Origin of the sequence: Agreia sp., assembly GCF_964263775.1 — a bacterium.
Classification (GTDB): domain Bacteria; phylum Actinomycetota; class Actinomycetes; order Actinomycetales; family Microbacteriaceae; genus Agreia.
The window spans coordinates 19,703-41,495 of record NZ_CAXVWM010000042.1 but is presented as its reverse complement, the minus strand read 5'-3'; the positions used below and the strand labels follow the sequence as shown (position 1 = coordinate 41,495).

21 protein-coding genes and 2 pseudogenes are annotated in these 21,793 nt (G+C 64.9%); 8 read left to right on the top strand and 15 right to left on the bottom strand.

Annotated features, from left to right (window positions below):
• Positions 1–568, top strand: a pseudogene (locus tag ACE5CZ_RS03850) (hypothetical protein); the annotation flags it as partial.
• A 63-nt stretch (positions 569–631) separates the two neighbouring features.
• On the opposite strand, the gene ACE5CZ_RS03845 reads toward ACE5CZ_RS03850, so the two are convergent.
• The 6 genes and pseudogenes from ACE5CZ_RS03845 to rpsF all read right to left on the bottom strand — a co-directional run.
• Positions 632–1,816, bottom strand: coding sequence for a Fic family protein (locus ACE5CZ_RS03845; RefSeq protein ID WP_374946033.1), 1,185 nt, complete (start codon positions 1,814–1,816; stop codon positions 632–634).
• Positions 1,817–2,046: 230 nt separating this feature from the next.
• Positions 2,047–3,462: a replicative DNA helicase gene (gene dnaB / locus ACE5CZ_RS03840; RefSeq protein WP_374946032.1), complete on the bottom strand. Its 1,416-nt coding sequence runs from the start codon at positions 3,460–3,462 to the stop codon at positions 2,047–2,049.
• A 413-nt stretch (positions 3,463–3,875) separates the two neighbouring features.
• Positions 3,876–4,328, bottom strand: coding sequence for a 50S ribosomal protein L9 (gene rplI, locus ACE5CZ_RS03835; protein WP_374946031.1), 453 nt, complete (start codon positions 4,326–4,328; stop codon positions 3,876–3,878).
• 9 nt (positions 4,329–4,337) lie between these two features.
• Positions 4,338–4,601 (bottom strand): 30S ribosomal protein S18, encoded by a 264-nt coding sequence (gene rpsR / locus ACE5CZ_RS03830; protein WP_022895757.1) that lies wholly within the window; start codon positions 4,599–4,601, stop codon positions 4,338–4,340.
• Between the two features lie 43 nt (positions 4,602–4,644).
• Positions 4,645–5,163: a single-stranded DNA-binding protein gene (locus ACE5CZ_RS03825; RefSeq protein WP_374946030.1), complete on the bottom strand. Its 519-nt coding sequence runs from the start codon at positions 5,161–5,163 to the stop codon at positions 4,645–4,647.
• A 177-nt stretch (positions 5,164–5,340) separates the two neighbouring features.
• A pseudogene (gene rpsF / locus ACE5CZ_RS03820) lies at positions 5,341–5,691 on the bottom strand (30S ribosomal protein S6); the annotation flags it as partial.
• Between the two features lie 222 nt (positions 5,692–5,913).
• Here rpsF and ACE5CZ_RS03815 point away from each other — a divergent pair.
• The gene (locus tag ACE5CZ_RS03815; protein ID WP_374946029.1) at positions 5,914–6,984 is read left to right on the top strand and encodes an inositol-3-phosphate synthase; all 1,071 of its coding nucleotides are present in this window, start codon (positions 5,914–5,916) and stop codon (positions 6,982–6,984) included.
• A 6-nt stretch (positions 6,985–6,990) separates the two neighbouring features.
• Here ACE5CZ_RS03815 and ACE5CZ_RS03810 read toward each other — a convergent pair whose 3' ends face one another.
• A complete protein-coding gene (locus ACE5CZ_RS03810) occupies positions 6,991–8,424 on the bottom strand; it encodes a CCA tRNA nucleotidyltransferase (RefSeq protein ID WP_374946028.1) in 1,434 nt (477 codons plus the stop codon).
• Between the two features lie 121 nt (positions 8,425–8,545).
• Between ACE5CZ_RS03810 and ACE5CZ_RS03805 the strand changes: the two genes are divergently transcribed.
• The 6 genes from ACE5CZ_RS03805 (at position 8,546) to ACE5CZ_RS03780 (ending at position 16,292) form a co-directional block, all read left to right on the top strand.
• On the top strand, positions 8,546–10,693 hold the full coding sequence (locus ACE5CZ_RS03805) for a DUF6049 family protein (RefSeq protein WP_374946027.1): 2,148 nt from the start codon (positions 8,546–8,548) through the stop codon (positions 10,691–10,693).
• Positions 10,686–12,332, top strand: coding sequence for a murein biosynthesis integral membrane protein MurJ (gene murJ / locus ACE5CZ_RS03800; RefSeq protein ID WP_374946026.1), 1,647 nt, complete (start codon positions 10,686–10,688; stop codon positions 12,330–12,332). Before ACE5CZ_RS03805 ends, murJ begins: the two co-directional genes overlap by 8 nt.
• A gap of 124 nt (positions 12,333–12,456) precedes the next feature.
• A complete protein-coding gene (gene trxB / locus ACE5CZ_RS03795) occupies positions 12,457–13,434 on the top strand; it encodes a thioredoxin-disulfide reductase (RefSeq protein WP_374946025.1) in 978 nt (325 codons plus the stop codon).
• A 28-nt stretch (positions 13,435–13,462) separates the two neighbouring features.
• Positions 13,463–13,789 (top strand): thioredoxin, encoded by a 327-nt coding sequence (gene trxA / locus ACE5CZ_RS03790; RefSeq protein WP_374946024.1) that lies wholly within the window; start codon positions 13,463–13,465, stop codon positions 13,787–13,789.
• A 218-nt stretch (positions 13,790–14,007) separates the two neighbouring features.
• Positions 14,008–15,327 carry a PLP-dependent aminotransferase family protein gene (locus ACE5CZ_RS03785; RefSeq protein ID WP_374946023.1) on the top strand — a complete coding sequence of 440 codons (1,320 nt, stop codon included), beginning with the start codon at positions 14,008–14,010 and terminating at the stop codon, positions 15,325–15,327.
• 2 nt (positions 15,328–15,329) lie between these two features.
• Positions 15,330–16,292, top strand: a complete 963-nt coding sequence (locus ACE5CZ_RS03780; RefSeq protein ID WP_374946022.1) for a D-alanine--D-alanine ligase — start codon at positions 15,330–15,332, stop codon at positions 16,290–16,292.
• A gap of 123 nt (positions 16,293–16,415) precedes the next feature.
• Here the strand turns inward: ACE5CZ_RS03780 and ACE5CZ_RS03775 are convergent, their stop codons facing one another.
• The 8 genes from ACE5CZ_RS03775 to rpmH form a co-directional block, all read right to left on the bottom strand.
• Complete coding sequence (locus ACE5CZ_RS03775; protein ID WP_374946021.1) at positions 16,416–17,396, bottom strand: ParB/RepB/Spo0J family partition protein; 981 nt, start codon at positions 17,394–17,396, stop codon at positions 16,416–16,418.
• Complete coding sequence (locus tag ACE5CZ_RS03770; RefSeq protein WP_374946020.1) at positions 17,386–18,309, bottom strand: ParA family protein; 924 nt, start codon at positions 18,307–18,309, stop codon at positions 17,386–17,388. Before ACE5CZ_RS03770 ends, ACE5CZ_RS03775 begins: the two co-directional genes overlap by 11 nt.
• 360 nt (positions 18,310–18,669) lie before the next feature.
• A complete protein-coding gene (gene rsmG / locus ACE5CZ_RS03765; protein ID WP_374946035.1) occupies positions 18,670–19,299 on the bottom strand; it encodes a 16S rRNA (guanine(527)-N(7))-methyltransferase RsmG in 630 nt (209 codons plus the stop codon).
• Between the two features lie 34 nt (positions 19,300–19,333).
• The gene (locus ACE5CZ_RS03760) at positions 19,334–19,873 is read right to left on the bottom strand and encodes a protein jag (protein ID WP_374946034.1); all 540 of its coding nucleotides are present in this window, start codon (positions 19,871–19,873) and stop codon (positions 19,334–19,336) included.
• 47 nt (positions 19,874–19,920) lie between these two features.
• The gene (gene yidC / locus ACE5CZ_RS03755; protein WP_374946019.1) at positions 19,921–20,880 is read right to left on the bottom strand and encodes a membrane protein insertase YidC; all 960 of its coding nucleotides are present in this window, start codon (positions 20,878–20,880) and stop codon (positions 19,921–19,923) included.
• A 5-nt stretch (positions 20,881–20,885) separates the two neighbouring features.
• The gene (yidD, locus tag ACE5CZ_RS03750; protein ID WP_374946018.1) at positions 20,886–21,227 is read right to left on the bottom strand and encodes a membrane protein insertion efficiency factor YidD; all 342 of its coding nucleotides are present in this window, start codon (positions 21,225–21,227) and stop codon (positions 20,886–20,888) included.
• A complete protein-coding gene (gene rnpA, locus ACE5CZ_RS03745; protein ID WP_374946017.1) occupies positions 21,224–21,577 on the bottom strand; it encodes a ribonuclease P protein component in 354 nt (117 codons plus the stop codon). Before rnpA ends, yidD begins: the two co-directional genes overlap by 4 nt.
• A gap of 21 nt (positions 21,578–21,598) precedes the next feature.
• Complete coding sequence (gene rpmH / locus ACE5CZ_RS03740) at positions 21,599–21,736, bottom strand: 50S ribosomal protein L34 (protein WP_010204566.1); 138 nt, start codon at positions 21,734–21,736, stop codon at positions 21,599–21,601.
• Between the last annotated feature and the right edge of the window lie 57 nt (positions 21,737–21,793).

Sequence of the window (21,793 nt, the reverse complement as noted above, 5' to 3'; positions counted from 1 at the left end):
ATCGTCGACGATGCCCGCGCGACCGAAGCAGGTCTCGTCGAGGGCGCCGAAGCATCCGTTGCAGTCGACGCCGACTATCGGCACGCTCTTTCAGTCGGTCACACGGCCTGCCACCTCGCGTCTCGCCCTGAACGCCGAGCTCACCGGGTCGTGGAGCAAGCCCGGGTCGCTCGATGCCCTCGACAATCCGAACTTCGACGCCCTCGCAATCGAGACCTCACGCATCCAGGAGCGCGGCTCCCTCGACGTGTATCGCATCGGCAAGTCGCTGCGAAAGAAGGGCTTCGCGCCCGCACGCCTCGTCGACGACCTCGGCGCCGTCGAGACGGGGGTGGATACGCGGCTGTCCGCGTGGGTGCTGTCGGGCGCAGCGGCCTCGGTCGAGCGGGACGGCGACCGGCTCACCGACCGCCGGTACTGGACGACGACGCTCGACGGCCACGCCGTGAGCATCCCGTGCGGGGGAACCCACGTGGCGACCCCCGCGGAACTCGACGTCCCGCAGGTGACGCTTCAGCTGCTCGCGGCCGACTCCGCCCTCGAACTGCGCATGACGACACGCGCGTAGGTCCGCACGGGGCCGCCGGCGATTGTTCGAACCGAGGTTGAAACTGAGGCTCTGCGATCCCGCTCATGGTGCCTCTTCCTCCGCAAAGAAATCGGCACCCTCGGTGACGGCGGCCCAGACCTCGGTAGCCAGCCACCGCTCCTTGCCTCCACGGCCCCACCGGCCGACTGACGTTATCCAGCCGCGCGCTTCGGCCTTGTGGACCAGCTTGGAGGCGCCTTGCTGTGTAATACCGGCGGCATCCATAACCGTCCCGACCGTCACAACTGGGTTACGAAAAATCGCGTCGACGAGCGCCGGCAGCGAGGACCGATCGCTGTGCGCCTCCAGACGGTAGCGCTCACGCAGTTCGAGAAGGCGACGGATGCGGGTGGAGCTCCGCGTCGCCGCGTCTTCGATCGCCGCGCAGAAGAACAGCACCCACTCCTCGATCTCGCCGCGTTCACGCACCGCTTGAAGCCGACGGTAGTACTCGAGCCGGTGCCGCTCGAAATAGCCCGAGATGTGGAGCACTGGAGCAGGAAGCTCCTTGTCGTTCATGAGTTGAAACCCGATCAGCAGCCGGCCGATGCGCCCGTTACCGTCGAGGAACGGGTGGATCGTCTCGAATTGGTAGTGCATGAGCGCCGCGCGGAGCACGGCCGGCATGGTCGACGGCTCGTTGACGAACCGTTCCCAATCATCGAGCAACGCGCCGAGCTCATCCTGATGGGGCGGAATGAACTTGGCCGTCTCGGGGCGCTCGTTGGCCGATCCGATCCAGACGGGCGAGCGACGCAGCTCCCCGGGGAACTTCTCCTCTCCCCGCGTGCCGGTCAAAAGAGTTTCATGAAGCGCACAGAAGAATCGCTGCGTGACCGGCCAGGTCTCGAGTAGGGAGATGCCCTGCGTCACGGCTTTGAGGTAGTTGACGACCTCTCTCAGGTTGTCGTCCTCGATCGGAAGGTTTTCATTCGCAGACGACAGCACCTCGCTGAGCGAGGCTTCGGTTCCTTCGATCCGGGAGCTGGCGAGGGCCTCCTGGGCCATCGACGGACCGAGAAGAAGTTCGGGATCGTTGACGAGGAGCGCGAAACCCGACAGCCGTCCCAAGGCGATACTGGCTCGGGCGACAGCAGCCATGGTTTCAGGCTCCAGCGCCAACTCCCGCGGGAGTTGCGTCGGGAGGAAATAGGGATGCGGCCAGGCGCTGAGCGGGTTGGTCTTGAGCGTCCCGAACCGAGCGTCCGTGAAGTCTGAAGCGCGCATGGCGGCCCCTTCGTTGTAAGAACCTCCGAAAGAAGTAACGCAAATGACTATTCAGTTGTAAGTTACCCCGAAACTTACAACCGTTCATGCAATGTCGAGATTCCGTGCCGAGCTTGCACATATTGGGTAGTGCGCCGAAGCATCCGCGCTTTGCCTATTCAGTCGCGTTCAGTCGACCGGCAGCCGATGCACCCAGCGGGCGCGGGCACTACCGCGGGGCGCGCGCGCCCCTACGCCTGGGGCATGTCTGCGAAGCGGGAGAAGTGGCCGAGGAAGCTCGCGGTGATCGTGGCCGTCGGGCCGTTGCGGTGCTTCGCCACGATGAAGTCGGCCTCACCCGCGCGCGGGTTGTCTTTCTCATAGGCGCCCTCGCGGTGCAGGAGGATGACCATGTCGGCGTCTTGCTCGAGCGATCCCGACTCGCGAAGGTCGCTGATGGCGGGCTTCTTGTCGGCACGCTGCTCGGGGCCACGGTTGAGCTGCGACAACGCGATGACGGGAACCTGGAGTTCTTTCGCCATGAGCTTGAGCGCTCGTGAAAACTCGGAGACCTCTTGCTGGCGGCTTTCGACCTTCTTGCCGCTCGTCATGAGCTGCAGATAGTCGATGACCACGAGCTTGAGCCCGACCTTCTGCTTGAGTCGACGGCACTTGGCGCGAATCTCTACCAGCGTCATGTTGGGACTGTCGTCGATGTAGAACGGGGCGTCATTGATGCTGGAGCGCGTCGACGCGATCTTGGTCCAGTCTTGACCATTCACCTGGCCCTTGCGCATGATCTGCAGGGGCACGGATGCCTCGGCCGACAGCAGACGCATGGCGATCTCGGCGCGACCCATCTCGAGCGAGAAGAAGATGGCCGGCATGTCGTGCTTGATGGATGCCGCCCGGCAGAAGTCGAGCGCGAGGGTCGACTTTCCGAGGGCGGGGCGCGCCGCCACGATGATGAGCTGGCCGGGGTGAAATCCGTTCGTGAGGTTGTCGAGGTCGGTGAAGCCAGACGGCACGCCCGTCATCTGACCGTCTTTGCCTGCGGCGGCCTCGATCTCGTCGGTGGCCGCGGTGAGGGCGATGGTAAGCGGCACGTAGTCTTCGGTCTCGACGTTGCCGTTGACCGCGTAGATCTCGGCCTGCGCGTTGTTGACCAGGTCCATGACTTCGCCCTCGCTGGCGTAGCCCATCTGCACGATTCGGGTGCCCGCCTCGACGAGGCGCCGCAACACGGCCTTCTCGGAGACGATGTTGGCGTAGTAACCCGCGTTGGCTGCCGTCGGAACGAGACCCGTGAGCGTATGCAGGTACTCAGCACCTCCGGCTCGGCTCAGTTCGCCGTTCTTGGTGAGCTCGTCGGTGACCGCGATCACGTCGGTGGGCTCGCCGTGCGAGTAGAGGGTGAGCACGGCATCGAAGATGATCTCGTGCTTGGGAATGTAGAAGTCTGCGCCTCGGACGACCTCGACCACATCGGCCACCGCATCTTTGCTGAGCAGCATTCCGCCCAGGGCGCTCTGCTCGGCCAGGAGGTCGTGGGGAGGAGTGCGATCGCCGCGTGAGTCGGCCCGCCATTCGCCCGATGCGCTGCCGGCCGCGTTGCCGCCGCGCTGGCCGTCGCTCGGGCCGGACAGTCCGAGATGGGCTATCGACACGGGTCTCCCTTCGTGTGCGCTCGCGCGCAGATCATCCGTCTTCACAGTTCTACCTGCACCGTCCGACATCCCCAACAGACCCTGTGGAGAACCATGTGGACAACGGGGCCGAAACGCCGGAAGGTCTGGGGGAAAACTGTGGAAACTTATGTGGAAAGTCATCCCGGTGTCGGCTCGAAATAGGCGGTCTATCAGCCATTCCACGATTTCCACAGCCCGGGGCGAATAGATCCCTCCAGCAGAGCTTGAGGGTTTCGATTTGACAATTGCCCTGTGTATAAAATCGGGCGAATTTCACCCCCGAAGTGGGTCTGGCACCGGCCGATGCGCAGCCGGATTAACGACGAATGGCGGTGGAAGAATCCACCGCCATTCGTTGTGCGCCCAGTGAGCGCGGTGCTGCTGGGTTCGCGCTACTTGGCAGCGACCACGTTCAACGTGATCGTCGCGACCAGGTCGTCGCGCAGCTTGACCGTGGCCTCGTGGGTTCCGGTGAGCTTGATGGCCTGGCTGATCTCGATCTTCTTCTTGTCGAGCGAGCCGAGACCCTGAGCCGAGACCGCGTTGGCGATGTCGACGGTCTTGACCGAACCGAACAGGCGTCCGCCTTCGCCGGCCTTGACAGTCAGCTTCACGGTCGCAGCCTCGAGAACCTGCTTGAGGTGCTGGGCTTCCTCGATCGTGGCGTGCTCGCGCGAAACGCGGGCTGCCTTAATCTGTTCGACCTGCTTCTCGCCACCACGGCTCCACGAGACCGCGAAACCCTGGGGGATCAGGTAGTTGCGAGCGAAGCCGTTCTTGACCTCGACCACGTCACCCGCTGAACCGAGGCCGGAGACCTCGTGCGTGAGAATGAGTTTTGACATGTCGGTTCCTTACCTGCCCGAGCCGGCGTAGGGCAGAAGAGCCATTTCGCGGGCGTTCTTGACGGCACGGGCGATGAGGCGCTGCTCCTGAACGGAGACTCCCGTGATGCGGCGAGCGCGAATCTTTCCACGCTCCGAGATGAACTTGCGAAGAGTTGCGACATCTTTGTAGTCGATGACGCCGACGCGAATGGACTTCGCGGGAGCTGCGTTCTTGGCGCCCTTGGCACCGCGCAGCGGCTTGCGGCGGTCGCCGCTTGACTTTCCAGCCATTGTTTATCTGCTTTCGAGAAATGTTCTGTGAAGAACGAAGTTGTTAGAAGGGGGTGTCGTCGCTGAAGTTGCCGCCCGGTGTGTTCCACACGTCGGCTCCAGCTCCGGCAGCCGGCTGCGCGGGCGCCGAAGCGGCCCACGGCTCGTCGTTTCCACCGCTCGGTCCGCCGACCTGGCCGCCGCCGCCGCCACGTGAACCGGCTGCCCGGGTCACAGATGCGGTTGCGTAACGAAGGCTGGGGCCGATCTCGTCGATCTCGAGCTCGATCGAGGTGCGCTTCTCGCCCTCTTTCGTCTCGTAGGAACGCTGGCGCAGGCGACCGGTCGCAACGACACGGCTTCCCTTGGTCAGTGATCCGGCGACGTGCTCGGCGAATTCACGCCAGACGCTCGCGCGCAAGAACAGCGCCTCGCCATCTTTCCAGTCGTTCGCGGCACGGTCGAACGTGCGCGGCGTGGATGCGATGGTGAAGTTGGCAACCGCCAGCCCGCCCTGCGTGTAGCGCAGTTCAGGATCGCTGGTGAGGTTGCCCACCACGGTGATTACGGTTTCGCCAGCCATGATCGACTACTTGGCGGACTCGTCGTCGGCGGCCGCCTCAGCGGCAGCCTCGGGAGCAGCAGGTGCGGCAGCCTGGGGAGCAGCGGGCGCCTTGGTGGCAGCGGCGACCTTCGACGCGGCGCTCGGAGCGGCCTTGGCGGCAGCAGGAGCGGCGGCGGAAGACTCGGCGGGCGCAGAAGCTGAAGCGGCCTTCGGGTTGGCGGCCTTGCGGGCGGCCTTCTCGGCTGCGAGCTTGTCGGCGGTGGCGACCATGGCGATGGCCTCCTCGGCACGCAGCACCTTGGTGCGCATGACGGCCTCCGACAGCTTCAGCTGGCGGTCGAGCTCTTTGGTCGCGTCTGCACTGGCGGTCAGGTTGACCACCGCGTAGATGCCTTCGGTCTTCTTGTTGATCTCGTAGGCCAGGCGGCGGCGTCCCCAGATGTCGACGTTGTCGACGGTGCCGCCATCTTTGCGGATGACGTTGAGGAATTTGTCGAGACTGGGGGCCACGGTGCGCTCATCGATTTCAGGATCGAGGATCACCATGAGTTCGTACTGATGCGTCACAAACCCACCTCCTTCGGACTAGTTCGGTCACAGACGGTCTGTGACAGGAGGGTGTATCTGCATCGGCCCGGCACCGCGTAGGAGATTCCCACTGGCGACGGACAACCTTGAAAGACTAGCAGAGTGCCCCCGGCGAGGTCGAGGATGCGTTCGGCTAGCATTGTGGGGTTTGCCGTCCACCCCTCGTGAAAGTCGTGTCCCATGAGCATCAAAGTCGCCATCGCCGGAGTCGGAAACTGCGCCAACTCGCTGATTCAAGGAGTCACCTTCTACCGGGATGCCGCCGACGACGAGGTGGTGCCGGGCCTCATGCACGTGCGCTTCGGCGCCCACCACGTGAGCGATCTCGAGTTCGTGGCGGCGTTCGACGTCGACGCCGCAAAGGTGGGCCACGACCTCGCCGACGCGATCTGGGCGAGCGAGAACAACACCCTGCGCTTCGCCGAGGTCGCGCAGACCGGACTCACGGTTCTGCGCGGGCCGACCTTCGACGGCCTCGGCGAGTACTACGCAGACATGGTCGAGGAGTCGACCGAAGAGCCCGTCGACGTGGCGCAGGCCTTGCGCGACAGTGGAGCCGAGGTTCTCGTCTGCTACCTCCCGGTCGGAAGCGAGGTGGCGGCCAAGCACTACGCCCAGGCGGCGCTCGACGCCGGCGTCGCATTCGTCAACGCCATCCCGGTCTTTCTCGCGAGCGACCCCGTGTGGGCGGCGAAATTCGTGGAGGCGGGTCTGCCGATCGTCGGCGACGACATCAAGAGCCAGCTCGGCGCCACCATCACGCACCGGGTGCTCGCCCGACTGTTCGAGAGCCGCGGCATCACCATCGACCGCACCTACCAGCTCAACGTCGGCGGCAACATGGACTTCAAGAACATGCTCGAGCGCACACGCCTCAAGTCGAAGAAGATCTCGAAGACCCAGGCCGTCACCAGCAACATCGACGTCGACCTGCCCGAGCGCGACATCCACATCGGGCCGAGCGACCACGTGCCGTGGCTCGACGACCGCAAGTTCGCCTATGTGCGCATCGAGGGCCACGGCTTCGGCAACGCACCCGTGAGCCTCGAGTACAAGCTCGAGGTGTGGGATTCGCCGAACTCGGCTGGTGTCATCATCGACGCCGTGAGGGCCGCGAAGATCGCGCTCGACGCCGGACTGTCGGGCCCGGTCGAGGCCGCCAGTGCCTACTTCATGAAGTCGCCCGCAGTGCAGCTGCCCGACGACGAGGCCCGCGCCAGACTGGAAGCCTTCATCCAGAAGAACGGCTAGGCGAGGCTAGGCCTGGCGCGCGGCCCACCACTCGAGCAGGCGACGCGTCGCCTCCTCCTCGCCGAGCGGGCCGTCGTCGAGCCGCAGCTCGAGCAGAAAACGGTAGGCCTCGCCCACCTCGCGCCCGGGCCGGATGCCGAGGGTAGCCATGATCTGCTCACCGTCGAGATCGGGCCGCACGGCCTGCATCTCTTCGAGCTCGGCCAGCTCGGTCACGCGCGTCTCGAGGTCGTCGTAGGCGAACGAGAGCATGTGCGACTTGCGCCTGTTGCGCGTGGTCACGTCGGCCCGAGTCAGGATGTGCAGCCGCTCGAGCAGCGGTCCCGCATCCCGCACGTAGCGGCGCACGGCCGAGTCGGTCCAGGCGCCCTCGGTGTAGCCGAAGAAGCGCAGGTGCAGCTCGATCAGGCGGGCCACGTCAGAAATGGTGTCGTTGTCGTAGCGCAACTCGCGCAGCCGCTTCTTCGCGATCTTCGACCCCACCACATCGTGGTGATAGAACGTGACGACACCTCCCGGCTCGAGCCGGCGCGTGGCCGGCTTGCCGATGTCGTGCATCAACGCGGCGAGCCGCAGCACCAGGTCGGGGCCCTCGAACGAACCTCGTGACTGCTCGAGCTCGATGGCCTGGTCGAGCACCGTGAGGCTGTGCTGGTAGACGTCTTTGTGGTGGTGGTGCTCGTCGCGCTCCAGCCGCAGCGCGGGAATCTCGGGCATGACCAGGTCGGCGAGCCCCGTCTCGACCAGCAGCTCGATTCCTCGCCGCGGTGCCGGGGTCAGCAGCAGCTTCGAGAACTCGTCGCGGATGCGCTCGGCCGAGATGATCGTCAGCGAGGAGCCCATCGTGCCCAGGGCATCCATTGTCTCGGCGTCGAGGTCGAACCCGAGCTGGGCAGAGAACCGGATGGCGCGCAGCATGCGCAGCGGATCGTCGCCGAACGAGATGGCCGGCGTAGAGGGCGTGCGCAGGATGCCGGCGACGAGGTCTTCGACGCCGCCCGACGGATCGACGAGAACCAGTTCGGGCAGCCGCAGCGCGAGGGCGTTCACGGTGAAATCGCGACGGGTCAGGTCGACCTCGAGGCTGTCACCGAATTCGACGATGGGCTTGCGGGTCTGCTGGTCGTAGCTGTCGGAGCGGTAGGTGGTGATCTCGACCTGCTCGCCGTCGATCTTGGCGCCGATCGTTCCGAAGTCGCGGCCGATGTCCCACGTGCTCTTCGTGAGCGTCGACACCACGGCGAGAATCTGATCGGGTGTCGCGTTCGAGGTGAAGTCGAGGTCTTTCGCGGGCCGGCCGAGAAAAGCGTCTCGAACGGGGCCGCCGACGAGGGCGAGCTCGAAGCCGGCGTTGTCGAAGGCGGCAGCGAGTGCGGCGACGGGCGACGCCTCGCTGAGAGCGCGCAGCCGAACCATGGATTCCTGAACCGTTCGCTGCATCCCGACAGTTTACCGAGGCGCGTGTCGACGCCCGGGCAGAGCGGCCTCCCCTGCTTCCCAGCCTCCGCATCCTAGAATCTACGCGGGGCCGCATCCCATGCGTCCCTTTACGAAAGCTCCCATGAACCTGCCTCCCTCTCGACGCCCGCGCGCCGTTCCGGCCCTGTTGGGTCTCGGAGTGGTCGTCTCGTCGATGCTCGGCGTCACCCCGGCGGTCGCCCCCGCCGTCGCGGCCGGCGAGCCCGCGCAGCTGATTCTCGCTCCGGCGAACGGGGGAGTGGCGCAGCCCGGAGCCGACGTCACGATCACCGCCTCGGTCACGAACGGCGGCACGGCGGCGCTCGACGCCAGCACCCTGCAGGTGGCGCTCGACCGCGAGGTCATCTCTACCCGGGCCGACCTGAACGACTGGCTGACGCCCCTCGATGACACGTCGACGGTCGACTCCGACGCCATCATCACGAACGTCGCTGTTCCCGCCCTGCAGCCCGGCGAAGAGTTGATCGTGCAGGCAGTCATCCCCGCTGCGGCGGTCACGCTCGACGACTGGGGGGTGCGCGGAATAACAGGCACCGTCGAGCAGGCCGACGGCGCCGAGTCCGTGGCGCATTCGACGATCGTCTTCGCCGGGGCAGACGCGCCGGCCCCCACCCAGGTCGCGGTCGCCATCCCCATCACGACCCAGCCGGGGCAAACGGGCTTGATCCCCGTGGCCACGTTGGCCACGCTCACCGCCGACAACGGCCTTTTGACCCGCGAACTCGACTCTGTGATCAACCGACCCGTCGGAATCCTCATCGACCCGCGCATCATCGTGTCGATCCGCGCCCTCGGATCCGTGGCACCCGCGAGTGCCATCGCGTGGCTCGACCGGCTGCAGGCGGCATCGAATCCCACTTACCCGCTGAGCTACGCCGATGCCGACGTGGCCGCGATGAGCCAGTCGGGCGCCCCCCAACTGCTCACCCCGACCTCGTTCGACTACGCGCTCGACGAGGCGAATTTCGCAGGCCTCCTGCAGCCCAGCCCGAGTCCCGCTCCCGCGGGCCAGACGGCGGCCGTCGGGCCCGGCGGCGACCCCACCGACACACCAATTCCCACCCCCAGCGACATCCCGGATGTCGTGCCCGACACATCCGCGCTGCTCGCGTTCGATTACACGGGCACCTCCATCGCCTGGCCCCGCGACAACACGGTCGCCTCCGCCGACCTGCCGTTCTTCGCCGGCAACGGACTCACCACCTCGATTCTCTCGTCGTCGAACGTCGCGCTGCCGGCGAGCGAGGCGAGCGGGGTCGTGAGTGTCGCTGACAGTACCGTGCTCGTCTCCGACGACACCGTCTCGCGCCCTCTTCGCGAGGCCACTGGGGCGCTCACCGCAACCGAGCGGCAGAAGTCGCTCTCCGACCTCGCATCCGGCCTCGCCGTCGTGGCGAGCGAAGACGACGGCACCTCGCGCACGATCCTCGCCACAGTCGACCGGGCGGCCCCTGCCGACGGCACTGCCCTCGCCGACGCGCTGAACTCGCTCGATGCTCTCTCGTGGTCGTCGACCGCCTCGTTCGACGCCTTCGCCCTGCAGGCGCCCGCCGCCGAAGCCACCGTCGTCGACCAACCCGAGCCCGCCGAACACATCGGTCAGGTCGCAGCCCTGCTCGCATCCGAGAACCAGGTCGCCGCATTCGCGAGCATCATCACCGATCCGACCGACCTGCTCGGCGAGAATCGCGCGAATCTCCTCGCGCTGCTGGCCAACTCGTGGGCGTCGAACCCGGGCGGCTGGAACGTGGCCATGCAGGCCCAGCTCGACCGTTCGACCGAGACGCTCGGCGCGGTCTCCATCGTCGCGGGCTCTCCCATCAATCTTGTGAGCAACACCGGCGACATGCCTGTTCTGGTGCAGAACAACCTGCCCTATCCCGTGAACCTCACGGTGCGCCTCGCCCCCTCGAATTTTCGCCTCGTCGTGCAGAGAGACGTCACGATCACCGTCGAGGCCGCGTCGAGCAAGCAGGCGAAGGTTCCCATCACGGCGGGTGTCGCCAACGGAGACACGATCGTGCGCGCCGAACTCGTGAGCCCCACCGGAACCCTCATCTCGACGCAGCCCACCTTCATTCCCGTCAACGTCTCCGCCGATTGGGAGGTCGCCGGCTCGTGGCTCGTCGGCAGCGTGGTGGGAGCCCTGCTCGTCTTCGCCGCCATCCGGCTGTTTCTGAAGCGCCGGCACGGTCGCGCTGAACCAGAAATCGAGGAGCCGCGTGGCTGACACCTCCGCCAAGCCCGCGCCGAACCTCGGCCGTGCGAGCGCGATTCTGGCCTCGGGCACGACCGTGTCCCGCATCCTGGGCTTCGTCAAGGCGTTTGTTCTCATCCAGACCATCGGCACGATCGGTCTGGGCACCGACGCGTTCACCATCGCCAACCAGTTGCCGAACACCATCTTCGTCATCGTCGCGGGCGGCATGCTCAACGCGATCCTCGTTCCCCAGATCGTGCGAGCCGCTCGGCATGCCGACGGGGGAGCGGGCTACATCAACAAGCTCGTCACCGTGGCGTTCGTGGTGCTCGGCGCGGCCACCCTCGCGGCCACACTGCTCGCCCCCGTGCTCATCACGATCGTGGCCGATCCCGCGTCGAGCGGTCAGTTCGCGCTGGCGACCGCATTCGCTTACTGGTGCCTGCCGCAGATCTTCTTCTACGGCGTCTACTCGGTGCTCAGCGAGGTGTTGAATGCGCGCAACTCGTTCGGTCCGTTCACCTGGACACCGGTGCTCAACAACGTCGTCGCCATCCTCGGGCTGGTGGCGTTCAACGTGGCGTTCTCGCCGAGCGCCCTGAATGTGGGAGACCTCGACTGGTGGACGCCCGACAAGGTGGCCGTTCTTGCGGGAACAGCCACGCTGGGCGTCGCCGTTCAGGCGTTGGTGCTCTTCGTCTTCTGGCGCCGGGTCGGGCTGCGCTATCGTCCCGATTTCCGGTGGCGCGGAGTCGGGCTCGGCACGGCCGGAAAGCTCGCCGGGTGGACATTCGGGATGCTCCTGGTCACCCAGCTCGCCGGAATCGTCGAGACGCGGGTCGTCATCACAGCCTCGGGCGACGACGCCTCGACGACGGTGCTGTCGACGGCGTGGCTCATCTTCATGCTGCCTCACTCGGTCGTCGCCGTGTCGATCGCAACCGCGTACTTCACGCGCATGAGCGAGCATGCAGCTCAGGGAGACCTCGCCACAGTGCGGCGTGATCTTTCGGCATCCATCCGGGTCATCTCGGTGCTCATGGTGCTGGCGACCATGGTGCTCATCGTCGTCGCCTACCCGTTCAGCGGACTCTTCAACAAGTTCGACTTCGTGCCGACGATCGCCATGGGCAACGTGCTCATCGCATTCCTCGTCGGACTGCCGGCCTTCAGCATCCTGTTCGTCGTCCTCCGGGCCTTCTATGCCCTCGGCGATACCCGTACCCCGTTCTTCATCACACTGTTCCAAGCCGTGGTCTTCTCCGCCGCCGCCCTGGCGGTGCTGTTTTTCGTACCGAAGCAGTTCATCGGTGTGGGTGTGGCACTGGCACTGTCGGCAGCGGGCATCCTGCAGACCATCCTGGCGGCCGTCCTCATCCGCAGACGCCTCGGCGGCCTTGGCGGGGCGACCGTCGCCAAGAGCCTCGGCCGTGATCTCGCAGCTCTCGTCCCTGCCGTCATCGCCGGCGTCGCCCTCGCGCTGGTCTTCGGTTTCGCGAACGACGGCGGCTACGGCGTCAGCGGGTACGCAGGGGTGCTCAGCTCGATGATCGTGATCGGGCTGGTGATGTCGCTGCTCTACCTCGGTGCCCTCCGGCTGCTGAAGTCGCCCGAGCTGAGCGACGCCCTCACGCCATTGCTCGCGCGCGTCAGACGGCGTCGCTCCTAGTTCGCCGCCCGCGCTCCCACCCTCCCTCACGGCGGAATATCCGCGGAATAGGATGGGTTGTACCAGGCAAGTGAGAGCCTTCCAGGCCACCTCGCGACACCCTTGTTAAGGAGCTGACACGCACGTGCGCGACATCATCATCATCGGATCCGGCCCTGCCGGTTACACCGCGGCCATCTACGCTGCCCGGGCGGGCCTCAACCCCCTCCTGATCGCCTCGAGTGTCGAGGCCGGCGGCGAGCTGATGAAGACCACCGACGTCGAGAACTTCCCCGGCTTTCCCGAGGGCATCCAGGGCCCCGAGCTCATGGGCAAGCTGCAGGAGCAGGCCGAGAAGTTCGGCACCGAGGTGCTGCTCGACGACGTCACCGGCGTCGACCTCGCGGGCGGCGTCAAGAAGGTCAGCACCGGCTACAGCGGCGACCAAGAAGCCCTGGCTGTGATCTTCGCCACGGGCTCGGCCTACCGCAAGCTCGGAATCGCCGACGAGGAGCGGTTGAGTGGTCGTGGCGTCTCGTGGTGTGCCACCTGCGACGGGTTCTTCTTCAAGACCAAGACCATCGCCGTCATCGGCGGCGGCGACTCGGCCATGGAGGAGGCGACTTTCCTCACCCGCTTCGCCGACAAGGTCTACCTCGTCCACCGCAAAGACACGCTCCGCGCCTCCAAGATCATGCAGCAGCGCGCCTTCGACAACCCCAAGATCGAGTTCGTGTTCAACTCCGAGGTCGTCGGCATCTCCGGCGAGAACGCCGTCGAGGCGCTCACGCTCCGCAACACAGTGTCCGGCGAGCACAGCGAACTGCCGGTGCAGGGCCTGTTCGTGGCCATCGGCAACGATCCCCGAGTGCACCTCGTTCACGGCCAGCTCGAGCTCACGGCATCCGGAACCATCGCCGTCGATGGCCGCAGCTCGAAGACAAACCTCACCGGGGTCTTCGCGGCCGGCGACGTCGTCGACGACACCTACCGCCAGGCCGTCACGGCCGCCGCATCCGGAACGGTCGCTGCGCTCGACGCGGAGCACTACCTCGCGGGTTTAGCGCAGGCGGCACACGTCGCCCCTGACGCGGCCGCCCAAGAACTCATCCCCGTCAACTAGTTTTCCCATCCCAACGAAAGAAGCACTCATGTCCAACGCCAAGGCAGTCACCGACGCCAGCTTCGATGCCGACGTCCTGCAGTCCGACAAGCCGATCCTGGTCGACTTCTGGGCAGAGTGGTGCGGCCCGTGTCGCGCCGTCGGCCCCATCCTCGACCAGATCGCAGACGAGCACGGCGACAAGATCGACATCGTCAAGCTCAACGTCGACGAGAACCCGCAGATCGCGGCCAAGTACATGATCACGTCGATTCCCGCGCTCAAGGTCTACAAGGGCGGCGAGGTCGTCAAGACCATCATCGGCGCCAAGCCCAAGGCCGCGCTCGAGAAAGACCTCGCAGACTTCCTCGCATAAGTCGGCCGACGCTTCAGGCCTCCTGCTCAGCGCAGGGGGCCTGATCGCGTTAAGGGCACGCCGCAGGCATGCAGGCCACCTGGATGCGCGTGGCCCCGGATGCGTTCGGCCCGCGTACGACACGCCCGGGGCTGGTTAGTATGGAATTTCGCTCTGAGACAGGCATCTGGAATTCAGGAAGACCCTGACCAGGCAGAGCCGCGAAATAGGAAGTGCGTGTGAACGACAACACTCGAAGTGGCACAGGAACAAACCTCGACCCGTGGTACGGCAACTACGCCGCCCGCGCGGCAGGCCTGGCGGCATCCGAGGTGCGTGCACTCTTCGCCGTCGCTTCCCGACCCGAGGTCGTCTCCCTGGCCGGCGGAATGCCGTTCGTCTCGGGGCTGCCCCAAGATCTCGTCATCGATGCGATGAACAGGGTGATGACCGGCAACGGCGCGGCCGCCCTCCAGTACGGCTCCGGCCAGGGAGTTCCCGCACTGCGCGAGCAGATCCTCGACGTGATGGCGCTCGAAGGAATCAAGGCGGGTGTCGACGACGTCGTCGTCACGACAGGCTCGCAGCACGCGCTCGAACTCGTCAGCAAGCTCTTTCTCGACCCCGGAGACGTCGTGCTCTCCGAGGGCCCCAGCTACGTCACCGCCGTGGTGATCTTCAAGTCGTACCAGGCCGAGATCAAACACGTTCCCATGGACGAGCACGGGCTCATTCCCGAGGCGCTGCGCGAACACATCGCCGGCCTCAAGCGCGCGGGCAAGCGCATCAAGTTCCTCTACACGATCCCCAGCTTTCACAATCCGGCCGGTGTGACCCTCAGCTGGCAGCGGCGCATCGAGATTCTTGAAATCTGCAGGTCAGAGGGCATTCTCGTGCTCGAAGACAACCCGTACGGCCTGCTCTACTTCGAAGAGAAGCCGCCCGCCGCCATCCGCTCGCTCGAGAGCGACGGCGTCATCTACCTCGGCACTTTCTCGAAGACCCTTGCTCCCGGCTTTCGAGTGGGCTGGGCGCTCGCGCCCCACGCGATCCGCGAGAAGCTCATCCTCGCGAACGAGGCGGCCGTGCTGAGTCCCAGCTCGTTCAGCCAGCTGATCATCAGCCAGTACCTCGAGACCGCCGACTGGAAGGGTCAGATCGACCGCTTCCGCGGCATCTACAGGGAACGCAAAGAGACCATGCTCTCGGCGCTCACAGAGTATCTGCCCGACCTGAACTGGACCAACCCGAATGGCGGGTTCTACGTCTGGCTCACGCTTCCCGACTATCTCGACTCCAAGCAGATGCTGCCCCGCGCGGTCACCGAACTCGTCGCCTACACCCCGGGCACGGCGTTCTTCGCCGACGGACAGGGTCGCAACAACATCCGGCTGTCGTTCTGCTACCCCACACCCGAGCAGATCAAACTCGGCATCCGGCGCCTCACGAGCGTCATCAACGCCGAGATCGACCTGCTCGAATCGTTCTCGGCAACCGGTCCTCTCACGGCCATTCGCCGTGACGACAACTACACAGCACCGCCGCCCAACACCAACTAGGGATGAACACAGTGACCTCTCGTACCGTCGTCGTTCTGGCCGGAGGCATCTCGCACGAGCGCGACGTCTCTCTTCGTTCGGGTCGTCGCGTCGCCGACGGCCTGCTCGATCGCGGGCACACCGTGATTCTGCGCGAGCCGGATGCCGCGCTCCTGTCGTACCTCGAATCCAACCGCCCCGACGTGGTCTGGCCGGCCCTGCACGGGGCCAGCGGCGAAGACGGGGCACTTCGTGCGCTTCTGGACGCCCTCGACGTCACTTACGTGGGATCTCAGCCGGGCGCCAGTCGACTTGCCTGGCACAAGCCCACCGCGAAGGTCATCGTGGCACGAGCGGGGTTCTCCACACCCGAGTCGATCACGCTTCCTCGCGACACATTCCGAGAACTCGGCTCCGCCCAAGTTCTCGATAGGGTGGCAAGCCAGTTCGGAACCGACCTCGTGGTGAAGCCGGCCATGGGCGGCTCGGCCCAGGGCGTATCGATGATCGCCGATACCGACGACCTGCGTCGCGGTGTCGTGGGGGCGTACACGTACGGTGATGTCGCACTCATCGAGCGTCGCGTCTCGGGCACCGAAGTCTCGGTTGGCATCGTCGACACGGGTGACGGCCCCTTCGCCCTGCCCGCAGTTGAGATCGAGCCGCGCCTGGGCGTGTACGGCTACGACGCGCGCTACAACGCGGGGGAGACCCGCTTCTTCACTCCCGCGCGCCTGTCACCCGAGATCACCGAGCTGGTTCAGTCCACCGCCCTCTCGATCCACAACACCCTCGCGCTGCGGCACATCTCGCGCGTCGACCTCATCGTCGACGACGAGGGCGTGGTCTGGTTCCTCGAGGCCAACGTTCTGCCCGGTCTCACCGAGACTTCACTGGTTCCCCAGGCCATCCAGGCCGCAGGCCTGAATCTCGGCGAAGTCTTCGAGGCGCTCGGCGAGAAGGCGATAGCAGACGCCTCCGCATAACTTGCAGCTCGGATGTTTCACGTGAAACATCTCTCCTGACCCGCTCACATAAGCAACCCCAATGTTTCACGTGAAACATCGGGGTTGTGGTGTATCTATCGCCACCTGTTCGGGCGGTATTGCTCAGGACCGGCCGAATCCCTGGTCGCCCAGCTCGGCGAGGATGCGATTCAGGTCGCCGATCGTTGCGAAGTCGATGACGATCTGGCCCTTCGCGCGCCCCAGGCTCACCTTGACGCGCGTATCGAGGCGATCGCCCAGCCTCTCGGCGATCTCGTCGAGGTGTCCCCGCTTCGTGCCGGCAACCGTCGTCGCCTTCGCCGGCCTCGGAACCGCTGCGGCTGCAGACTCCGCGGCGCGAACCGACAGGTCTTCGTTCACGATCTTGTCAGCCAGACGCGTCATAGCCTCGGCGTCGCCCGCCGAGAGGACGGCGCGTGCGTGACCCGCGCTCAGCACGCCGGCGGCAACGCGCTTCTGCACGGCAGCGGGCAGACGCAGCAGCCGGATCGTGTTGGTGATCTGGGGACGCGAACGCCCGATGCGCGTGGCCAGCTCGTCTTGCGTGATGCCGAAGTCGCTCAGGAGCTGTTGGTAGGCGGAAGCCTCCTCAAGCGGGTTCAGCTCGGAGCGGTGCAGATTCTCGAGCAGAGCGTCTCGAAGCATGTTCTCGTCGGCCGTGTCCTTGACGATGGCGGGTATGCTCTCGAGGCCCACCTGCCGGGTGGCCCGAAGGCGACGTTCGCCCATGACCAGTTCATACTTGGGCGTCTCACCGGCGACGACGGGGAGGGGGCGCACGACAACCGGCTGCAGAACGCCGATCTCACGGATCGACACCACGAGTTCGGCGAGATCGTCTTCTTTGAAGACGGCGCGCGGCTGCTTGGCGTTGGGCACGATGTCGGCCGGATTCAGGTGGGCCAGGCGGGCGCCGGGCACCTCGACGAGGTCTGCCTGCGGCGGTGCCGCCGCCTCGCCACGCTCGGCGAAGAACACGTCGACCGGGCGAACTCCCGCACGGCCGTCACCGTCGAGGGAGTCATTCGTGGGAATGAGGGCGCCGATTCCGCGACCCAGCCCGGTTCTCTTCTTAGTGGCCATCGGCGGGCGCTCCTCTGTCTGCGATCTCGGCTGCGGCTTCGAAATACGACAGCGCGCCGGGAGAATTGGGGTCGAAACTGATCACGGTCTGGCCATAGCTGGGCGCCTCCGACACTCTCACCGAGCGGGGAATGACGGCCGTGAGGGTCTGGTCGGGAAAATGACTGCGCACATCCTCTGCCACCTGGAAGGCCAGCCGGGTGCGCCCGTCGTACATCGTCAGCAGAATCGTCGAGACGGCGAGGCTCGGATTCAAGTGCCGCTCGATCAGTTGGATATTCTTCAGCAGCTGGCTCAGGCCCTCGAGTGCGTAGAACTCGCACTGAATGGGACTGAGAACCTCATGGGCCGCAACGAACGCGTAGATGGTGAGCAGGCCGAGCGACGGGGGGCAGTCGATGAAGACGTAGTGGTACGCCGCACCGGCGTCGAACGACTGCTGCAGATAAGTGTCGACGCTGCTGCGCAGCCGCTGCTCGCGAGCCACCATCGGCACGAGTTCGATCTCGGCACCCGCCAGGTCTATGGTTGCGGGAACGCAGAACAGCGTCTCGAACTCCGGACTCCTCTGCACGACGTCGGTCATCGGCTCGTCTCGGATCAGCGCGTCGTAGACACTGGGTGTCTCGGCGCGATGGTCGACGCCCAGAGCGGTGGATGCGTTTCCCTGCGGATCGAGATCGATGACCAGAACGCGTGCGCCGCTGCGGGCGAGTGCGGCCGCGAGGTTGACGGTCGTCGTCGTTTTACCGACGCCGCCTTTCTGGTTCGCGACAGTGAAAATGCGAGTCGTCTCGGGCAGGGGAACGACTCGCTCTGAAAACTTGCGGCGCCGGCTCGAGAGGTCGGCCAATTCCCGAGCCAGGGGCGTCGACGCATCGAACGATGCTGCGCCGATTGGTTCCGTTGACATCAAATCCTGACTTGCTGAGTTGCGTGGGTGGCCCGATAAGGCCGAGTTCGGAGGAGGGGAATGAACACCGTTGATCGGCACTGGAGCGACCACACGACGAAACGAAGTCGTCCCTAGACCAAAGTACCCGTCGTCGGAGCAAACACTAAGTCGAGACCCGAATCGGTCGTTTTTGACGCCCATTTGGTTCGTTTTCGGCCCGATTCAGAGTACGCAAAAATTGCTTAGGATCCGTTTCAGCGAACGAAAACATGACGCCGTCTCTTGACTTGAAGGGCGAATGTGAAGTAAGCGAGTACGCTGCCCCGAATGAGGGCCGCCAATCAAGATGTTTCACGTGAAACATCGAGGCTCTGCTGCCTATGCGACGGTCGCCCGAATGACCCGCGTCGTCTCAGGCAGAGTGCCTTCGCCCAACTCGACGACCTCGACACCACGAAGCTTGAACCGCCGAACCTGCTTCTCGGCAGCCTCGATCTCCTTGGCCGCGTTGATTCCCTTCATCAGAATGAACTCTCCGCCGGGAACGACCAGGGGAGCGCACATGGGGATGAGTTTCGAGAACGCACTCACCGCACGCGCCGTGAGCTGGTCGAAACCTTCGGGCAACCGCACGTCTTCTGCACGATCGCGCAGAACCACCACGTTGTCGAGACCGAGTGCGCTCACCTGGTCGTTCAGCCACTTCACCCGACGCTCCATCGGCTCGATCAGCGTGAAGTGCACGTCGGGTCGGGCGATGGCAAGAACGAGGCCGGGCAGACCTGCGCCACTGCCGATGTCGCCGACGGTTCCCGCACGAAGGAGAGGAGCGACGACCACACAGTTGAGAATGTGACGACTCCACAGGCGGGCGAGTTCGAGCGGACCGATGAGCCCATACTCTTCGCCGTGGGTGGCGAGTGCGTTCGTGAACTGGCGCGCAAGCTCGATGCGATCGCCGAAAAGCTCGGCTGCAACCGACGGCTCGACCTCGGTGTTCTCAGGGATGCTCACTGCGGTGTCTGCGATGCCGGGGGGTGGGTCAGGCGCGCGTGATCACGGTGTGACGGTCGCGACCATCGCCCTCCGACGCCGAGACGAAGCCACGCTCCGCCACGATGTCGTGAACCAGTTTGCGCTCGTACGAAGACATCGCGGGCAGTGCAGCAGACTGCTCGCCGGCCTCGATCCGTGCCACCGCCGCGTCGACGAGACGAGCGAGCTCACCCTGCCTGGCCTCACGGCTGCCACCCACATCGAGGATCAGCCGGCTGAATGCGCCGGTCTTGGTCTGCACGGCCAGGCGCGTCAGCTCCTGCAGGGCGTTGACCGTATCGGGCTTCGACAGCACTCGAATGTTGGTGTCTCCCGACGCGTTGACCGAGATGTAGGCCCGGCCCCCTCGGGTATCGATATCGATGTCACCATCGAGGTCGCAGATGTCGAGAAGCTCTTCGATATAGTCGGCGGCGATGTCTCCCTCGTCATCGAGGTTGGCCTCCGGAGTCGACTCGAAGGACTCGACGGGATCTGTGCCGACGGCCGCCTCATCGATGACCTCATTGATGACCTCTACGCTCACATCTGTCTCGTCGCTCGACACGGTCGCGGTCTCGGCTGTCACGTCACTCACTTGGATCCACCCTGCTTCTTGGCTCGGTTCTTGCTTACGGGCTGCTGCCGCTGCGTAGTCTTAGGCAGTTCATCTGCAACGACCTCGTCACTCAAGGGGCCGTCCTTGAGAACCAGCTTGCCTCGCTTGGCGAGGCGTGCCTCGCGTGCCATCGCCGCTTCACTGCCTGGAGTGGGCATGTTGCGGATGACCAAGAACTGCTGCCCCATGGTCCAGAAGTTGGAGGTGAGCCAGTAGAACATGACCCCGAGCGGGAAGGCCACACCAGAGAAGATGAAAACCACAGGGAGGATGTACAGCAGGATGCGCTGCTGCTTGAACATGGGGCTGTTCTTGGCCTCGGGCGACTGGTTCTTCGACATGATCTGCAGCTGGGTGATGAACTGCGACGCCGTCATCAGGGCGATCATCGTGACCGCGAAGACGATGACCAGGAAACTGCCCTCGTTGTTGGCGAGCGTCGCTTTGAGCGGAGCACCGAACAGATCGGATTCGCCGAATGACTTGGCGAGGGCTTCGTTCAGAAGACCGACTCCACCGCCGGCCTTCTCGTGCTGGGCATCGTTCAGAACAGAGAACAGCGAGAAGAAGATGGGCATCTGCAGCAGCAGCGGCAGGCACGAACTCAGGGGATTCGTGCCGGTGCGCTTGTAGAGCTCCATGGTCTCACGCGACATGGCCTCACGAGAGAACTGGTCTTTCTTGCCCTTGTACTTGTCTTGAATCTTCTTGAGCTGGGGCGCAACCTCGAGCATTTTGCGCTGGCTCTTGATCTGCCTCACGAAGATGGGGATGAGCGCGGCGCGGATCACGAGCACGAGTCCCACGATCGACAGCACCCAGGTGAGACCGTCGTCGGGGTTGAGCCCGACCCACGTCCAGACGTAGTGGAATGCGACCAGAATGAGTTCGACAACCCATTTGATCGGCCAAAGTATGGTGCCGAGGAGATCCAAAGCGTCTAGCCCTTTCCGTGGCTACGTGGAACAACGAATCCGAACGGCGTCAGCGCGTATCGGGGGTTTCTGGCGGGCCGCACATCGTCGATTCCGCCGGCCGCCCAGGGATGACAGCGCGCGATGCGCAGGATGCCGAGACCGGTTCCCACAGACAGCCCGCGTTGCTGGATCGCCTGGAGGGTGTACGACGAACACGACGGGTAGTACCGACACACATCGCCATACAGAGGAGAGATGACCGCCCGGTACCCGCGGAGCAGAAGTACCGCCGCATTGCGAGGCAGCAGTAAGACGCTGGTCAGAACGTAAATGAACGAGATCGATGCAACAGGAACCGTCGTCATACGAGTGCGGATCCCTTCCGGAGCGATGCGGCCAACTCCTGGCAGAGTACGCCGTAAGGCTGGGATGCAGCCCCGGGAAGTGCCCGCACCACCACGTCTATTCCCGGCTTCACCTGATCGAGCATGGTGTAGCTGGCCGCCTTCAATCGCCGCCTCACGCGGTTTCGCACGACGGCGACTCCGACAGATTTGGCGACGATGAATCCGAATCGCGGTTCGGAGGCGCCGGCTTGCTCAGTTCTGGGTGAACGAAGGTACGTCACGGCATTGGGGGACACGAGACGTGTTCCCCGCCGAACCACACCCCGATAATCATCGGCGGTGGTGATCCGGTTGGCGTGAGCCAACACAGCGAGACTCTGGTGGTACTGCTACGCGGAGAGCTCGGTGCGACCCTTGCGGCGACGAGCGCCCAGGATGGCTCGGCCGGCGCGCGTGCGCATGCGCAGGCGGAAGCCGTGCACCTTGGCGCGGCGACGGTTGTTCGGCTGGAAAGTTCTCTTGCTCATGGTGTGTTCTCCGTGGCCCGGACCCCATCGCACGTGCACGACAGGGAACCGGGAAAG

Excerpts from the sequence above, each read along its gene's own strand:
- ACE5CZ_RS03845 (WP_374946033.1), bottom strand. The coding sequence starts at position 1,816 with ATGCGCGCTTCAGACTTCACGGACGCTCGGTTCGGGACGCTCAAGACC.
- rplI (WP_374946031.1), bottom strand. The coding sequence starts at position 4,328 with ATGTCAAAACTCATTCTCACGCACGAGGTCTCCGGCCTCGGTTCAGCG.
- rpsR (WP_022895757.1), bottom strand. The coding sequence starts at position 4,601 with ATGGCTGGAAAGTCAAGCGGCGACCGCCGCAAGCCGCTGCGCGGTGCC.
- ACE5CZ_RS03825 (WP_374946030.1), bottom strand. The coding sequence starts at position 5,163 with ATGGCTGGCGAAACCGTAATCACCGTGGTGGGCAACCTCACCAGCGAT.
- ACE5CZ_RS03815 (WP_374946029.1), top strand. The coding sequence starts at position 5,914 with ATGAGCATCAAAGTCGCCATCGCCGGAGTCGGAAACTGCGCCAACTCG.
- ACE5CZ_RS03810 (WP_374946028.1), bottom strand. The coding sequence starts at position 8,424 with ATGCAGCGAACGGTTCAGGAATCCATGGTTCGGCTGCGCGCTCTCAGC.
- ACE5CZ_RS03805 (WP_374946027.1), top strand. The coding sequence starts at position 8,546 with ATGAACCTGCCTCCCTCTCGACGCCCGCGCGCCGTTCCGGCCCTGTTG.
- trxA (WP_374946024.1), top strand. The coding sequence starts at position 13,463 with ATGTCCAACGCCAAGGCAGTCACCGACGCCAGCTTCGATGCCGACGTC.
- ACE5CZ_RS03780 (WP_374946022.1), top strand. The coding sequence starts at position 15,330 with ATGAACACAGTGACCTCTCGTACCGTCGTCGTTCTGGCCGGAGGCATC.
- ACE5CZ_RS03775 (WP_374946021.1), bottom strand. The coding sequence starts at position 17,396 with ATGGCCACTAAGAAGAGAACCGGGCTGGGTCGCGGAATCGGCGCCCTC.
- ACE5CZ_RS03770 (WP_374946020.1), bottom strand. The coding sequence starts at position 18,309 with ATGTCAACGGAACCAATCGGCGCAGCATCGTTCGATGCGTCGACGCCC.
- yidD (WP_374946018.1), bottom strand. The coding sequence starts at position 21,227 with ATGACGACGGTTCCTGTTGCATCGATCTCGTTCATTTACGTTCTGACC.
- rpmH (WP_010204566.1), bottom strand. The coding sequence starts at position 21,736 with ATGAGCAAGAGAACTTTCCAGCCGAACAACCGTCGCCGCGCCAAGGTG.